This window comes from Paenibacillus sp. 10L310, assembly GCF_056395745.1.
On record NZ_JBFTKC010000004.1, the window covers coordinates 1 to 15184 of the forward strand.

General features: G+C 45.9%; 15 protein-coding genes and 1 tRNA gene. 14 read left to right on the forward strand and 2 right to left on the reverse strand.

The features are described from left to right. Positions 1-74 precede the first annotated feature (74 nt). The 9 genes from AC1DE7_RS12215 to yajC all read left to right on the forward strand — a co-directional run bounded on the left by AC1DE7_RS12215 (position 75) and on the right by yajC (position 8310). A tRNA-Pro gene (locus AC1DE7_RS12215) sits at positions 75-148 on the forward strand. 203 nt (positions 149-351) lie between these two features. Then, positions 352-1044, forward strand: coding sequence for a BofC C-terminal domain-containing protein (locus AC1DE7_RS12220; RefSeq protein WP_477534453.1), 693 nt, complete (start codon positions 352-354; stop codon positions 1042-1044). A gap of 306 nt (positions 1045-1350) precedes the next feature. Next, positions 1351-1854 carry a crossover junction endodeoxyribonuclease RuvC gene (gene ruvC / locus AC1DE7_RS12225; protein WP_017686765.1) on the forward strand — a complete coding sequence of 168 codons (504 nt, stop codon included), beginning with the start codon at positions 1351-1353 and terminating at the stop codon, positions 1852-1854. After that, entirely contained in the window at positions 1851-2465 is a 615-nt protein-coding gene (gene ruvA / locus AC1DE7_RS12230) for a Holliday junction branch migration protein RuvA (RefSeq protein ID WP_036616866.1), read from the forward strand. The genes ruvC and ruvA overlap by 4 nt, the downstream gene beginning before the upstream one ends. 55 nt (positions 2466-2520) lie before the next feature. Next, positions 2521-3531 carry a Holliday junction branch migration DNA helicase RuvB gene (ruvB, locus tag AC1DE7_RS12235; RefSeq protein WP_036616868.1) on the forward strand — a complete coding sequence of 337 codons (1011 nt, stop codon included), beginning with the start codon at positions 2521-2523 and terminating at the stop codon, positions 3529-3531. Between the two features lie 87 nt (positions 3532-3618). After that, a complete protein-coding gene (locus tag AC1DE7_RS12240) occupies positions 3619-5724 on the forward strand; it encodes a SpoIID/LytB domain-containing protein (protein WP_477534454.1) in 2106 nt (701 codons plus the stop codon). A gap of 6 nt (positions 5725-5730) precedes the next feature. Beyond that, entirely contained in the window at positions 5731-6759 is a 1029-nt protein-coding gene (gene queA, locus AC1DE7_RS12245) for a tRNA preQ1(34) S-adenosylmethionine ribosyltransferase-isomerase QueA (protein ID WP_127551038.1), read from the forward strand. Positions 6760-6794: 35 nt separating this feature from the next. Then, complete coding sequence (gene tgt / locus AC1DE7_RS12250; protein WP_036616872.1) at positions 6795-7931, forward strand: tRNA guanosine(34) transglycosylase Tgt; 1137 nt, start codon at positions 6795-6797, stop codon at positions 7929-7931. A 67-nt stretch (positions 7932-7998) separates the two neighbouring features. Then, positions 7999-8310, forward strand: coding sequence for a preprotein translocase subunit YajC (gene yajC / locus AC1DE7_RS12255; protein ID WP_036616875.1), 312 nt, complete (start codon positions 7999-8001; stop codon positions 8308-8310). 125 nt (positions 8311-8435) lie between these two features. On the opposite strand, the gene AC1DE7_RS12260 is transcribed toward yajC, so the two are convergent. Continuing rightward, positions 8436-8828: a TIGR04086 family membrane protein gene (locus AC1DE7_RS12260; protein ID WP_036616878.1), complete on the reverse strand. Its 393-nt coding sequence runs from the start codon at positions 8826-8828 to the stop codon at positions 8436-8438. Between the two features lie 228 nt (positions 8829-9056). On the opposite strand from AC1DE7_RS12260, the gene AC1DE7_RS12265 reads away from it, so the two are divergent. Then, positions 9057-9770 (forward strand): DUF421 domain-containing protein, encoded by a 714-nt coding sequence (locus tag AC1DE7_RS12265; protein WP_445253633.1) that lies wholly within the window; start codon positions 9057-9059, stop codon positions 9768-9770. 3 nt (positions 9771-9773) lie between these two features. Here the strand turns inward: AC1DE7_RS12265 and spoVB are convergent, their stop codons facing one another. Then, positions 9774-11408 (reverse strand): stage V sporulation protein B, encoded by a 1635-nt coding sequence (gene spoVB, locus AC1DE7_RS12270; protein WP_477534455.1) that lies wholly within the window; start codon positions 11406-11408, stop codon positions 9774-9776. Positions 11409-11635: 227 nt separating this feature from the next. Between spoVB and AC1DE7_RS12275 the strand changes: the two genes are divergently transcribed. The 4 genes from AC1DE7_RS12275 (at position 11636) to AC1DE7_RS12290 (ending at position 15148) form a co-directional block, all read left to right on the forward strand. Next, positions 11636-11875 (forward strand): post-transcriptional regulator, encoded by a 240-nt coding sequence (locus AC1DE7_RS12275; RefSeq protein ID WP_036617497.1) that lies wholly within the window; start codon positions 11636-11638, stop codon positions 11873-11875. Between the two features lie 91 nt (positions 11876-11966). Beyond that, on the forward strand, positions 11967-13217 hold the full coding sequence (gene secD / locus AC1DE7_RS12280) for a protein translocase subunit SecD (RefSeq protein WP_477534456.1): 1251 nt from the start codon (positions 11967-11969) through the stop codon (positions 13215-13217). After that, positions 13207-14115, forward strand: a complete 909-nt coding sequence (secF, locus tag AC1DE7_RS12285; protein ID WP_127551044.1) for a protein translocase subunit SecF — start codon at positions 13207-13209, stop codon at positions 14113-14115. Before secD ends, secF begins: the two co-directional genes overlap by 11 nt. Positions 14116-14188: 73 nt before the next feature. Continuing rightward, positions 14189-15148, forward strand: a complete 960-nt coding sequence (locus AC1DE7_RS12290) for a cation diffusion facilitator family transporter (RefSeq protein ID WP_340984372.1) — start codon at positions 14189-14191, stop codon at positions 15146-15148. The last annotated feature ends 36 nt before the right edge of the window (positions 15149-15184 follow it).

Sequence of the window (15184 nt, forward strand, 5' to 3'; positions counted from 1 at the left end):
GAATGGCAGACGCGCTCGACTCAAAATCGAGTGGGAAACCGTGGAGGTTCGAGTCCTCTCGCCGGTATATATAACGGGATGTAGCTCAGCTTGGTAGAGCACCTGGTTTGGGACCAGGGGGTCGCATGTTCAAATCGTGTCATCCCGATCTCTAAAAACACTATCTATAATTAGATAGTGTTTTTTTATATTTATCTATATAAGATTCTATATATGCAGGTTCCGGTATTCACTATGACAAATTCTCTAACCTAACACATGTGTGTTCCTTCTTCAGACTACAAGTTAATTGTGCATAAAGCCTCAATCTTTAGGTCACAATAGGTTTAAAAAGTGATAGAAGGGGTTCATGTGAACACGTTTAACTTCAGAAAACAATTCAAGAGACGCTGGCGAAGGTGGAAACGAACAGTATGGATGACGGCGGCTCTACTTGCAGTTACGATATTGGCTTACAGCGGGTTGTCTATCTCATCGGCGATAGAGCGTTTGCTGACAACTAATTTTAGTGAGGCAACCAGTGTGTTGGGGCCTGTTACGCAGGAAACAAGATCTGAACAGGAGATTCAGGCGTTAGTAGAGCAACTTGATTCTGATCCGGATCATTTAACAAGTGTGGTTTTGGAGACAAAGTACATCTGCGGAGTGGAAACAGAGCAGTTAGGCAAGATGGCTAGACCACAGTTGAAGATGCTGCTGGCTCAACATCCGGAATGGGATGCTACCGTTGGAACATCAGATGAGTTGCATCTGAAGCAACGTGTAGATGACCTTTCACCGCTTTGTAAACAACAGGCTTATATCAGTATAGATGCTGTAGGGAACCTTAATTTGTACGAGGGTAAGCCTGCAGAAGAGAAGGTTATTCGTACGTTCTTTCAATTGGATGTTGGAACGTTGGAAAGTTCTTTGCCTGAAGGCGTACTAGAGCAATTGCAACAGGGTATTCGGATTCAAGACAAGGATGAGTATGATAGCGTGATCTCTACGTTCAGTGACTATGCCGTGGATGAAGACCATCATTTAATCCGTAATGGCGGGTAATCCAAACGTCCTCACCTACGGTATTAAAATTGTGAAGTACTGAAACGATGGTGGCAAGCAATAACATTGGTGGTTTGCGTAACCAAGCGATTGAATCTAAAATACGTGGAATGTGATGAAGGACATCGAAGAGATGTCCTTTTTGTCGTTTGAACTGAAATACATGAAAATACGTATAAACATGTAAAAAATTCACGAATAAAGGCGAGTAATCAGTTAGACAAAGTTTTTCCTGCCGCAGGGTCTATCTTTTGTTATAATGAAATGAACGATACATATGTTCGCTTTTGTGAGGGAGAGATGGTTTTGCGTTTTTTGGGAATTGACCCGGGGATTGCGATTGTTGGTTTTGGTTTTGTGGATAAAATCGGCAGTAAGGTGGTACCCGTACAATATGGATGTATTCAGACGGAAGCTCATACCCCTGAAGAGGAACGGTTGCTTCACGTATATGAAGGTATGGTGCAATTGATTGATAAATACAAACCGGACGCAGTAGCGCTGGAGAAACTTTTTTTCAATCGGAACGTTACAACAGCAATGTCTGTCAGTCAGGCTAGAGGAGTTATGGTACTCGCTGCCGCACAGAAGGGTCTGCCTATTGCAGAGTATACGCCAATGCAGATCAAGCAGGCTGTTGTGGGGTACGGTAAAGCAGAGAAGAAGCAAGTACAGGAAATGGTCAAAATGTTCTTGCGTCTTCAGGTCGTTCCTAAGCCGGATGACGTAGCGGATGCATTGGCTGTAGCCGTGTGCCACGCACACTCTTATACATTAAATTCCAAGTTGAATGAGGTATTGCGAAAATGATTGATTTTCTAAGAGGACAGTTCATTCATGTAGAAAATGATTATATTGTGCTGGATGTTCATGGTGTAGGTTATCGCGTATTCTGTCCAAATCCATTTGCGTTTGCGAAGCAAGAAGGCGAAATTACCGTGTACACTCACCATCATGTGCGTGAGGATGCGATGTTGCTGTTTGGATTTGTTACACGGGATGAGCAGCGTTTGTTCCGTAAACTGATTGAAGTATCCGGTATCGGTCCAAAAGTAGCTCTGGGCATACTCGCTGGAGGTACACCAGAACATGTGGTTACGGCGATTTATCAGGAGAATCTTACGTTCTTGACCAAATTGCCAGGCATCGGCAAGAAGACTGCACAACGCATGATTCTGGATCTCAAGGATAAGCTGGATAGTTTTGGCGCGGCAGCGTATGCAACAGGGTTGTTCGCTCCTCCATCGGAAGAGTCGGGAAGTGGTTCAGCCTGGGATGAGGCACGTGAAGGTCTCAAGGCACTTGGGTATACTGACAGTGAGCTTGATAAAGTATGGCTCAAATTGAAAAAGGATGTTACTACAGCAGATTCCGTTGATGTGTTGATGAAAAAGGCGTTGCAAATGCTGTTTACGGGATAATACAAATTGCATATTATAATATAGCTGTAGCCTGCAAAAAAAGGTAGGGATGAACATGGATGATCGGATTATTTCCGCGAACCTGATGATGGAGGACCAAAATGTTGAGTTGAGTCTCCGTCCCAGGTATCTGAATGAATATATCGGGCAGAATCAGGTGAAGGAAAATTTAAAGATATATATTGAAGCTGCCAAATTTCGTAATGAGGCATTGGATCACGTTTTGTTATATGGACCACCTGGACTTGGTAAAACAACACTTGCCAATATTATTGCCAACGAATTGGGCGTTAATTTACGAACTACGTCAGGCCCGGCCATTGAACGCCCGGGTGATCTTGCAGCATTGTTAACCAATCTGCAGGAAGGCGATGTCTTGTTTATTGATGAGATTCATCGTTTGCATCGTACGGTTGAAGAAGTCATGTACCCTGCTATGGAAGATTCGGCATTGGATATTATGATTGGTAAAGGTCCAAGTGCACGTTCCGTTCGGCTGGATCTGCCACCATTCACTCTGATTGGGGCTACAACGCGTGCTGGCTTGCTGTCTGCTCCACTTCGAGATCGATTTGGTGTTATCAGTCGATTGGAATTCTATACGGTTGATGAGCTGGCTTATATCGTCTCACGCTCTACCGAAATTTTAGGTGTGGAGATTGTGGGAGATGCTGCGCAAGAGATTGCATTGCGCTCACGTGGGACACCGAGGATCGCGAACCGTTTGTTAAAACGAGTACGCGACTTTGCACAGGTGCGTGGTGATGGGATTATAACGCAGACACTGGCGGAAGAAGCGCTGCAACGTCTCCAGATTGATCCGCGTGGCCTGGATGACATTGACCATAAGATGCTCAAATCGATGATCAACAGCTTCCGGGGAGGTCCCGTAGGATTGGATACAATTGCTGCTACAATCGGTGAAGAAAGTCAGACGATCGAGGATGTTTATGAACCCTATCTGCTTCAGATTGGTATGATTCAGCGTACACCAAGGGGCAGGATCGTAACAGATCTCGCCTATCATCATTTGGGTCTTCCTGTTCCACCAAGAGATGGGAAATAATCGAATCTGTTGAACATGCTCATTTGAACGTTCACCATAAACATTGAAATAATCACGTGTTAACCCGATATAAAGTGAAAGAAATGCATGGAGAGGAGTCTGATTGTGGGAAAAGCAATACGAACGAAGAAGTGGAGTCGTCGATTGAAGGTACTGGCGGCAGCTCTTTTGACAGTGGGTTGTCTGCAAGTGCCTGCATACGCAGCAGGAAATGATGGACAGACGATCCGGGTAGCCATGTTTGCGAATCTGGGCAGTGCGTATAAATCAACTACACCACTCATCACGCTTGAATCGACAGGACAATGGAGCATCCAATCGGAGAGCGGCGCAAATGTAAACCTTCCGGCAGGACAAGTCCGTTTCAGTGCAGATGGATTCCGAGTAAAGGTGTTGGAAACAGCGGACTTTAAGGCAGCATCTGCAGCAGCAAAATTGTTGCAGGCAACCGCAGATAAACCGTTGCTGTTCACAACGTCTGTGAATGGAAATGCCATTTACCAGCTCTACACAGGCAACTATGCAACGGAGGCACTGGCAGGACAAGCTGTTACACGAGTACAAAAGGTAGCAGCAGCTCAATTGGCTGGTCAAAAGCCAGCTGTAACGGGAAGTAAACGCCTGTCTGCTGGAACCTATGGTTCGATTCAGGAAGCAGAGGCAGCACAAGCCATCCTTTTATCAACAGGAGTTAGTAGTGTCTATCCTGTCCTTCAACTGAGTGGTGGAAGCCAAGCATACGCGGTATGGGTGGGTGAAGCTTCAACGGATGCGGAATTAACCGCATTGAAGAACAGTGTGGAAGCCAAAGCTCCGGGGGTAAGCCTTTCACCTGTCAACACTAATGCAGGGCTCATCATCCGCCAGGATGCAGGATTAAGTACGGATGCACTCAAAACAGCTCCGCATTACACCATTGCAGGTACTGAATCCAAAGCATTGGTACAAGGGAATGGCAATGGTATCAAAGTAGTGGAACGTTCCCAGCGAACGTATCGTGGAGATATGGAAATCAGCATCGTAAGTGGTGATCTGGCGTTGGTCAACGTCGTTCCACTGGAGCAATACCTGTACTCTGTCGTAGGGGCAGAGGTGTATTCCTCCTGGCCTGCTGAAGCTCTGAAAGTTCAAGCCGTAGCTGCTCGATCCTACGCGCTTCAACAGGGTGAACGTTTCAAAATTGCGAATGTCGTGGATACAACGCTCAGCCAAGCCTATAACGGGATTGGTTCGGAGAACGATAAAGTAACCAGTGCAGTGGATGCAACGGCTGGAGAAGTGGTCAAGAGCGGTGGGAAAATCATCGAAGCTGTGTTCTCCTCCAATGCTGGCGGCCAGACGGCTCATCCTTCTGAGGTATGGAACGGCGGAGCAGGTGTGTTCACCAATGTGGTTAGCTCAGGAGATACATCAGCCCAGGCAGGATTACATACGTGGTACCATGTGCTGCTGGGTACAGGCGTTAGCGGGTACATTCGTGAGGATAACATCAAAGAATTAACGACCAAGACCAATGCGGGACTGGCAAAAGTGACGGTAACGGCTCAGAATACCAATGTGCGTGCCGTTCCGTTAATTCAATCCACCGTTGAACCTGTAGCCAAAATGAATCCAGGCAACGAAGCTGTTGTACTGGCAAAAGTAGCTCAATCCAACGATTATGCTTGGGTGAGAGGACCTTTCACGTCTGCCCAGTTGGTTAAATCCCTTCAGGGTAAAACAACAGCGTCTGTTCCTGCTTCAATCTCAACCTTGGAAGTGACCAAGCGTGGACCTTCCGGAAGAGCACTTGAAGTCACTGCCAACGGACAGGCTATGACGGTGAAATATGCCGATACATACCGCTCTGCGCTCGGTGGATTACCGAGCACTTTATTTGATATTGCAGGGACCGGAAGTTATACTGTATTAGGCGCTGACGGCAAAACAGCCAGTAAAACCGGCTCAAATGGTGCCTCTGTATTGTCTTCTTCTGGCGCAGGAACATCATCCGGTAATGCACTTGTGGTTATGAGTGGTGATGGTCAAGCGAGAGCGGTGACGCAGGGTCAGACCTTCATGTTCATCGGTCAGGGCAATGGCCACGGATTGGGCTTGTCCCAATGGGGAGCCAAAGGCATGGCAGATGAAGGGTATGATTACCAGGCAATATTGAAACACTATTATCAAAATGCGACTATTGTTAAGGAATGAAACTAAATGAATGTGAACTTATATGATTTTGAATTACCAGAGCAATTGATAGCACAGACGCCGTTGCTTGATCGCACGGCATCCCGTTTGCTCACCTTGAACAAAGATAGTGGTGAGATTAATCATCAAACGTTTCCTGATATTATCGATTTTCTGAATCCCGGTGATACATTGATTCTGAATGATACACGTGTTCTACCAGCCCGTCTGTTCGGTACAAAAGAAGATACCGGAGCAAAAGCGGAAGTGTTATTGCTCAAAAATGTGGAAGGCGACAGGTGGGAAGCACTGGTTAAGCCGGGTAAAAAGCTGAAAGCCGGTTCGGTCATCGTATTTGGTGAGGAACTGAAGGCAATCATTGAAGAAGAGGGCGAGATGGGGGCACGTACACTTACGTTTACGTATGATGGAATCTTTCAAGAGATTCTGGACCGTCTGGGTGAGATGCCGTTGCCACCTTATATCAAAGAGACATTGGATGACCGTGAACGGTACCAGACCGTGTACGCCAAGCATGAAGGATCGGCGGCTGCACCTACAGCGGGACTGCACTTTACGGATGAATTGTTGGATCAGATTCGTGCCAAAGGTGTTAATGTGGCCTTCATCACGCTTCATGTAGGACTGGGAACATTCAGACCAATGTCGGTTGACGTTGTTGAAGATCATGTTATGCATGAGGAGTATTACTCGTTGTCACAAGAAACGGCAGACCTGATTAACCAGACTAAAGCGAATGGACACCGTGTTTTTGCGGTTGGGACAACGAGCTGTCGGACTTTGGAAACGGTAGGCAGCAAATTTGAAAATGGAATACTGCAAGCGAGCAGCGGATGGACCAGCATTTTCATCTATCCGGGCTATTCCTTCAAAGTGATCGATGGGATGCTTACGAATTTTCATCTCCCGAAATCCACGTTGGTTATGTTGGTTAGTGCACTAGCAGGCAGGGAACATATTATGCAGGCGTATGAGGAAGCCATCCAAGAGAAATACCGGTTCTTCAGCTTCGGCGATGCCATGTTGATATATTAGTATAACGATTAACTTTTAGAGGATGATTAAAACCAATGGCAGCAATTACGTATGAACATATCAAAACTTGCAAACAATCCGGTGCACGTCTGGGACGTGTACATACACCTCACGGTATTATTGAGACACCAACCTTTATGCCTGTAGGTACACAGGCGACTGTCAAAACAATGAGCCCTGAAGAGTTGAAAGAAATGGATGCTCAGATTATTTTGAGTAATACCTATCACCTGTTTCTGAGACCAGGACATGAAATCATCCGTGAAGCTGGCGGGTTGCACAAATTCATGAACTGGGATCGTCCAATTCTGACGGACAGCGGAGGATTCCAAGTGTTTTCTCTCAGCGAGATGCGCAAAATCACGGAAGAAGGCGTTAACTTCCGTTCTCATCTGAATGGAGACAAGAAGTTCCTTTCTCCTGAAGTGGCGATGGAAATCCAGAATGCACTTGGCTCCGATATTATGATGGCGTTTGACGAATGCCCACCGTATCCGGCTGAATATGAATATGTAAAAAAATCACTCGAAAGAACGAGCCGCTGGGCAGAACGTTGTCTCGAAAGTCACGCTCGTCCGCATGACCAAGGTCTGTTTGCCATCGTACAGGGAGGCATGCATGAAGATCTTCGCCGTCAAAGCGCCGCAGATTTGACTTCCATGGATTTCCCGGGGTATGCTATTGGTGGACTGAGTGTTGGAGAACCGAAACATTTGATGTATGGTGTATTGGATTATACGTTACCTTTGTTGCCATCCAATAAACCACGTTATTTGATGGGGGTAGGTTCGCCCGATGCGTTGATTGAGGGATCAATTCGTGGAGTGGACATGTTCGACTGTGTTCTGCCAACTCGGATTGCCCGTAACGGAACAACGATGACCAGCCAAGGACGTCTGGTAGTTCGCAATGCCAAGTTTGCAACTGATTTTGGGCCACTTGACCCTGAATGTGATTGCTACACTTGTCGCAACTATTCCAGAGCTTATCTGCGTCATTTGATCAAAGCAGATGAAACATTTGGCCTGCGTTTGACAACGATCCATAATCTTCATTTCTTGCAGAATCTGATGCGTAATGTACGTAAAGCCATTATGGAAGATCGTTTGCTTGATTTCCGGGATGAATTTTTCGATCAATATGGTCTTCATGACAATGACAAAGGTTTCTGATTGAGTTTTTGAGGAAACCGGCGTAACAAGCAATATCTGTATGTATAGTCGATAAGGGGGAGTTTGAATGTTTCAAGGAATGCCTCTAGCAGGAGCGCAAGGCGGTGGGATCGTATCTTTGATTGTACCTTTAGTACTCATGGTTGCGATTTTCTACTTCTTAATGATTCGTCCACAGAACAAAAAGCAAAAGCAACGGAATTCCATGCTAAGCCAATTGAAAAAAGGCGATAAAATTGTAACGATTGGTGGCCTTCACGGTACGATCGCTGAGATTACGGACGATGTGGTTGTATTGCGTGTAAACGATGTAACTAAGCTTACATTTGACCGTAATGCAATCAGCACGGCTGTAGCTCGTGATACGGCTGTTGAATAGTTACTGTAACATAGAATAACGAGGGTGCGTTTGTGGCGTATTCCCTAGTAGAGAACCGGATCTCCTTGGAGACCCGGTTCTCTTTTTTGATTTATGAGGGAAGGTCGATGTTCTTTACCAGTCAGTTAGGAGCGATGCGTATTAACACCGAACATGCCACCGAGAGCTGAAATGAAGAACGCGCTAAGCAGTTGTAAACTATCCTTCCAATTAAACGAAGCATCCAGCGCGAGAAATCCGATCAAGAGCACAAGGAGTCCATATACGATTCCGGTAATCCCTCCGTAGTACCATCCTTTTTCACCAGAACGTTTGCCTGCGACAAAACCACCAACCAATAATGACAAGCCATGAACAACATAGGTATACAACGAGAGGTCCTGTTCCCGCATTCCGCTCATCCAGAGAAACAAGGAGAGAATAAATGCCCCGATAAACATCCATACAAAAGCCTGACAGAGGCCTGACAGAATCGGATTGGACACTCGAAACGAAACCAAGCGGCGGATCAATTGCATGAAGCAACCCCCTTGTACAAGTTATAAGTTAATACAGTGTATGGTCAAGCCTTCGGACTTATGAACTGTTTTCCATTAAATGAACGGATTATTTCTGCATGAGCATGTAAGGTTCAGGTCAAAATAGGGATTGCACTACCCGGCTAACTGTTAAAAACTCAGTTTCGAAGGAGGACCCCTGTTGTGAACTTCCCAGATGTCGGATCACATATCTTTCGAACCATTCTCATGTACTTTCTGGTGTACTGTGCAATGAGGGTTATGGGTAAACGTGAGATAGGTAAGCTATCCATGTTTGATCTTGTTGTCTCCATTATGCTTGCTGAAATGGCTGCTTTTGTCATTGAAGATATTGATAAACCGCTCTCTCACGGGATTGCCCCCATGCTTACCTTGATCATTGTACAGATCGGAATGGCGTTTATAGGTCTTAAAAGTCGGCGTCTTCGCCTGATAATTGATGGGAAACCTACTGTTTTGATCTCCAAAGGCGTTCTTCACCGGGATGAGATGCGGAAGCAACGATATAATCTGGATGATCTATTACAACAGCTCCGTGAACAGAATGTAGACAGTATCGGTGAGGTTGATTTCGCTATTTTGGAGACCACAGGCAAGCTGACCGTTTTTCCCAAGGATGAGAATACTTCTAACGGCAGCAGTTCTTGCGGCTCTGATTCAGAAGGGGCTTCTTCCGGTAAATCCAAAACAGAGAAAAATCAGATTGACGGATTTCCAAATATCAAATATGAAGGTCTGCCACTCCCCTTAATTATGGACGGAAAGGTCCAGGATCAGAATCTGGAGATCATCCAGAAAACGAGATTTTGGCTGAAAAATCAAATTCAACATAACGGAATTATGGATTTCAAGGATGTATTTATATGCTCCATTGACCACAATGGGAAGATATATGTCAGTCCAAAAGATGATAAAAAATGAAAATCATTTGCCTGAGCGGCGCTTGAACCATGAACCAATTAAAGGAGCACGGGACAGATCATGAAAGTCAATCATTTTGGTCCAGCCCATGACGATGAAATACACGATAAGCCCGACAAAAGGAGCGAGAAGCATCCTCACCCAAAAAGGCAATATCATGGCAGTCTCTTCGTATACGAGTAGGGTCGCTGCTCCCATGATAAACATTCCTGCACCCGTCTTGACCCAATCCATCATTTTGAAGCGGAACTGTAGCAGGCTACGTACACTTTGGGCATGTAACAGGGTAACTACCGTAGAATTCACACAGATAGCGATGACTGCACCGAAGATGCCATATTCAGGCCGGGAAGCAAGCGTTAAAATCAACGTGATTTTGATAACAGCACCGATAAACGTATTCAGCAATGCTTTACCCGGACGGTCAAGAGCTTGTAGTGCAGCTTGAAGAGGAGCTTGAATATAAATGAACAAAGCAAAGGGAGCCATTAGCTTCAGCATGCTTCCGATCGATGCATCATTATACAGAACAAGACACATCGGTTCGGCAAGCACATACATAAACACGGAAAACGGAGCACCTGTCACAAGTGCCAAGCGTAATGCCTGATGCATTCTTTTGTGAATCAGTGCGCGATCTCCCTGAGCAGAAGCTTCGGACAGTGAAGGCACAAGTGATGTCGCGAGCGATGAGGTTAGTGCCCCCGGCAGCAGCAACAAAGGAATAATCATACCTTGTAATGCACCATATTGTGCTGTAGCGAGCCCTTTGGATATGCCTGCCAGAGCCAGACTCTGGGCAGTAACGATGGTTTCGGCCAAGTAGGATAAGGAGCCAACCAATCGGCCTGCTGTAACAGGAATAGAGATTGCAAGCAAACGCCGGATTAATCCCGGCTGTGGAGTACCTGTTTCTTTCAGAACTGAAGATATTGGGTTTAAAGGTTTGGCTGATGGTTTGGCTGTGAGATTGGACATGTTCTGTTGGTTAGCGAGCGGTAACTCTTTCTTCTGCCTGTTATACTTCCACAAGAGTACAAGCATACCGCCGAATTCTCCAACGAGCGCTCCCAGCATGGCACCAGCAGCAGCTTGGGCAATACCATGGGGGAGGAGAAGCCAGGCAAACCAAATGACACAGACGATACGAATGATGGTTTCAACAATGGATGAAATGGCAGTAGGCATCATGTTTTGCTTACCTTGGAAATACCCTCTGTAGACAGCAGATACGGCGATAATGGCAATCATGGGGCTCATACTAACGAACGTATGGTACACCCGCTCATCTGTGAGCACGTACTTGGTAACCCAGGGTGCAAACAGGATGCACAAAAACATGAATACAACACCCAGGGTCAACGTAAAGCTTAAGCTTACTTGCAGGATTCGCTGGGGGGAATAACGATTGGCACCGGTATCAGCTTCGGCTACGAGCTTGGCTACGGCGAGCGGAATACCACCCGTAATTAATGTCACCAGTACGATAAAAAAGGGATAGCTCAATTGGTAGATGCCAACACCTTCTGCACCGATGACTCGTGGCAGCGCAATGCGCGGGATGAAACCAAGTATTCGATTAATTATGCCTGCCGCGAGCAGGATCATGGCCCCCTGGATAAATGTCTGTTTCTTCAAGACTACCCCTCTTTCCCGGTTGAAAGTACAGGCTATCAACATAAACGGGACAAAGCCGTTGTTCTTCATCCTATGCCAGTCCTTTATCTTCTCATGACAACTTGGACACGATTAACAAAAAGAACCATATTCAGCAAGAAGGAATATGATCAGGCGAAGTCGAATCATGTAATATTGATGCCGCATAAAGGCTTGGATGTACGAAGGGAGGCTCCCCGTTGGAAGAAATGAATGATGTGGAGTTGGAACAGTCAATAGAGATGCTCTGCCGTAGCAAAGCGGAGGAATTAAGGCTTGTCGGTTACGAATATGTCACCAGCAAAGATGTCTGGAATTGCGTCAGTCATAAATATGAAAAACAGGGCATTCCACCGCTTCACCAGCTGGTGAACGACATTTTGTCACTGAAAGCAACAAGCTTTATGAACTTTATGACCGTGTCTGCATACCGGGGGTCCTCTTTCTAGACGAAAGGGATCTTTTTTGTTGAAAATTGACTGCTTTTTACGGCATCGCTATAATAGGAATATTGAGAACGAAAGGGGATCTAGGAACGGCATGAAAAGAATTATCAGTTTCATTCTGGTCGTGCTTGTCACCACAGGGGTAATGGTGGGAACAAGCCCGGAACTGCTCAAAAATATACGCTTGGGCCTTGATTTAAAGGGAGGCTACGAGATCTTATATGAAGCAGAGCCGCTCGAAGCAGGTCAACAAGTCACCAAAGCATCTTTGGTGCAAACGGCCAAAAGTCTTGAAAGCCGCGCCAATGCGCTCGGAACAAGCGAACCGGAGGTAACCACTGAAGGAAGCAACCGGATTCGATTGAAGTTGGCAGGGGTTACGGATGAGGCTGAAGTTAGAGCCAAAATGAAAGAACCGGCTGTTTTGACCTTCCGTAGTAAAGCTCAGAACGACAAGGAAGGCGAATACACCAAAATTGAGCTTCGCGGAAATGAATTTGTTGAGAATGCAGCCAAAGTTGTGTTCACTCAATTGAATGAGCCGATGATTGACATTCAAGTGAAAGACAAAGCCAAATTTTCCGAGATTACCAAACGTTTGATCGGACAACCTCTCGCTATTTATTTGGACGATGAGCTTCTATCTGCTCCAACCGTTAGACAACAGTTGACAGATGGTTCCGCTCAGATTTCGGGTGCTTACACACGTGACGAAGCAAACCAGCTTCGTGACACCATTAACCTGGGTGCATTGCCACTGAAACTTACAGAGAAGTATTCACAAAGTGTTGGTGCAACACTTGGTAAGCTTTCGCTGGATCAGACCATTAAAGCAGGATTGATTGGTTCCGTTATTATTCTTGTGTTCATGATTGGGCTTTATCGCATTCCTGGTATTATTGCGAGTTTTGCCTTGATCACACATACGTGGCTGGTACTTGCAATCTTCTATTTAGGAGAATTCGTGCTTACCCTTCCAGGTATTGCGGCGTTTATCCTGGGTATAGGGATGGCGGTCGATGCCAATATCATCACGTACGAACGGATTAAAGAAGAGATGCGAAGTGGTAAGTCGATTTTGTCATCGGTTAAAGCGGGGAGCAAACATTCCTTCCGTACAATCATTGACTCCAATGTCACTACCATTATTGCGGCCGCTGTTATGTTCTTCCTGGGTACAGGTGCGGTTAAAGGTTTTGCACTCGTGCTGATCTTTGATATTGTCACCAGTATCATCACGAATATTTTCTTCTCCCGCTTCCTGTTGACCCTGCTCGTACGGGCTAACGTGTTGAAGAAGCCTAAGTACTTCGGAGTGAAGGAGAGTGAAATTCGTGCGCTTTAATTGGAATTTTGATTATGTTAAAGGTAGTAAGATTGCCTATATCTTCTCGATTATTCTTACGATTACGGGGATTATCAGCATTCTGGCTTTGGGTTTGAATTATGCGGTTGATTTCCGTGCTGGATCGAATGTGGATATTTCGGTATCCAAAGCAATCACAGCGGAGCAGATTAAACCTATCGTTAAGGACATCGGTGTTGATGAGGGTGATGTTACCATTACACCGGGGGCTGACCGTGTAAATGTTCGTTTCTCCAATGAACTGGATGAGACCCAAGAGAGCAAATTTAAACAGGAATTTAGCAAACTGGATGCATCGGCTTCCTATGAAGTAAATACCGTTGATCCAGAGATGGCCAAAGAATTGGAGCGCAACGCGATCTACGCGGTACTCATTGCAAGTATCGGGATCATGATCTATGTTGCGATCCGGTTTGAGTGGCGCTTTGGTTTGGCTGCGGTTATCGCACTCTTCCATGACGCATTTGTCGTAATAAGTGTGTTCTCCATCTTCCGTTTGGAAGTCGATCTGACCTTTATAACTGCAGTATTGACCATTGTCGGGTTCTCGATCAACGATACGATTGTTATCTTTGACCGGATTCGTGAGAATCTGCGTTTTGCCAAAAAGACAACCAAAGCCGACCTACGCGAGGTAGTCAATCGCAGTTTGGCTCAAACGATGACACGTTCCCTGAATACAACATTCACCGTGTTTGCAGCTTCAATCTGTTTGTTCATATTTGGTGGAGAATCCATTCGCATGTTCTCGCTTGCGATGGTTATCGGAACACTGTTCGGTGCATATTCTTCAATCTATATCGCCGCTCCACTATGGCTGATGCTCAAAGGTAAACAAGTGGATAAGCCAAAAACAGTAGCTAAAGAATCTAACTAAACATCTTATTGTGAAGCCGCGTCTGCCAGGCGCGGTTTTGCAACTTTATGTACAGAATTAAGGGGGAATATTCATGACCAGAGAACATATCCCATCTGTTCAGGCTGCCACATGGAGCGGTATTGCCGGTAATATGGGACTTGCGGTGATCAAAGCGGGAGTCGGTTATATGGCAAACAGCAAATCATTGCTCGCTGACGGCTTGTATTCTGCTTCTGAAGCTGGTTCTGCCCTGGCTGGTCTCTTTCCCTCCAAGTCTGTACGCGATAAGAGCAAGGCTCGCAGGGGACGGTTTAAAGAACATTCACGTGTTGCTAGACCCGGAATCTCAGTATTGTTATCTGTGCTGATTCTCATGGGTGGATTACAGCTTGCGATCTCCGCATTGGGTAGTCTCTCCGGAAGTGAACCGGAAGCACCCGGCAAGTCGGTACTTTTGGTGGCTGTTGCGGCTCTGGCTGTGAAAGAAGCGATTTTTCAATTTCAGTACAGATATTTCCGTAAACGAAACCAGTCTCAGGCGCTGGCCTATGCACAACAACATCGCCGTGCACTCTATTGCTCGCTCACCGTGTTAATCGGCATTATAGGATCGATGGCTGGTGAAGAGACGGGTTTGAGCATGCTGCTCTACCTGGACCCCACGGCTGCGTTGATTGCTTCCTGTTTTGTGCTTCACAAGGGTTACCGAATGATTGTGGACACGGTATATGGTTCACTCGTTCAGGAACTGGAGCAGGAAGAAGCGTCAGATTTCAAAGAGACCGTACAGCGGGTATATGGCATCATTACCATTGAGCATTTGGTTGCACGTGAACAGGAACATGACGTTACGATTGAGCTGGTCATTAGTGTGAATCCGAGGATCTCGATACTGGAAGCACAGGAGATTGCAAATCGTGCCAAGACATTACTGCTCACCCGTTTCAGTCATGTGAAAGAAGTACAGATTCAAGCGATACCTTATGATCCAGGTTATCCCTATAAATCCAATCATGAACTGCCCGATCACGAAGCGACATTAATTCAGTAGTGAAGCGTGGGTCCAGTAGATCAGGAAAGGAGCGTT

What these genes read in the sequence shown, in the direction of transcription:
- ruvA (WP_036616866.1), top strand. Translation starts at nt 1,851, where the DNA reads ATGATTGATTTTCTAAGAGGACAGTTCATTCATGTAGAAAATGATTAT.
- ruvB (WP_036616868.1), top strand. Translation starts at nt 2,521, where the DNA reads ATGGATGATCGGATTATTTCCGCGAACCTGATGATGGAGGACCAAAAT.
- AC1DE7_RS12240 (WP_477534454.1), top strand. Translation starts at nt 3,619, where the DNA reads ATGGAGAGGAGTCTGATTGTGGGAAAAGCAATACGAACGAAGAAGTGG.
- queA (WP_127551038.1), top strand. Translation starts at nt 5,731, where the DNA reads ATGAATGTGAACTTATATGATTTTGAATTACCAGAGCAATTGATAGCA.
- tgt (WP_036616872.1), top strand. Translation starts at nt 6,795, where the DNA reads ATGGCAGCAATTACGTATGAACATATCAAAACTTGCAAACAATCCGGT.
- yajC (WP_036616875.1), top strand. Translation starts at nt 7,999, where the DNA reads ATGTTTCAAGGAATGCCTCTAGCAGGAGCGCAAGGCGGTGGGATCGTA.
- AC1DE7_RS12260 (WP_036616878.1), bottom strand. Translation starts at nt 8,828, where the DNA reads ATGCAATTGATCCGCCGCTTGGTTTCGTTTCGAGTGTCCAATCCGATT.
- AC1DE7_RS12265 (WP_445253633.1), top strand. Translation starts at nt 9,057, where the DNA reads ATGTACTTTCTGGTGTACTGTGCAATGAGGGTTATGGGTAAACGTGAG.
- AC1DE7_RS12275 (WP_036617497.1), top strand. Translation starts at nt 11,636, where the DNA reads ATGAATGATGTGGAGTTGGAACAGTCAATAGAGATGCTCTGCCGTAGC.
- secD (WP_477534456.1), top strand. Translation starts at nt 11,967, where the DNA reads ATGAAAAGAATTATCAGTTTCATTCTGGTCGTGCTTGTCACCACAGGG.
- AC1DE7_RS12290 (WP_340984372.1), top strand. Translation starts at nt 14,189, where the DNA reads ATGACCAGAGAACATATCCCATCTGTTCAGGCTGCCACATGGAGCGGT.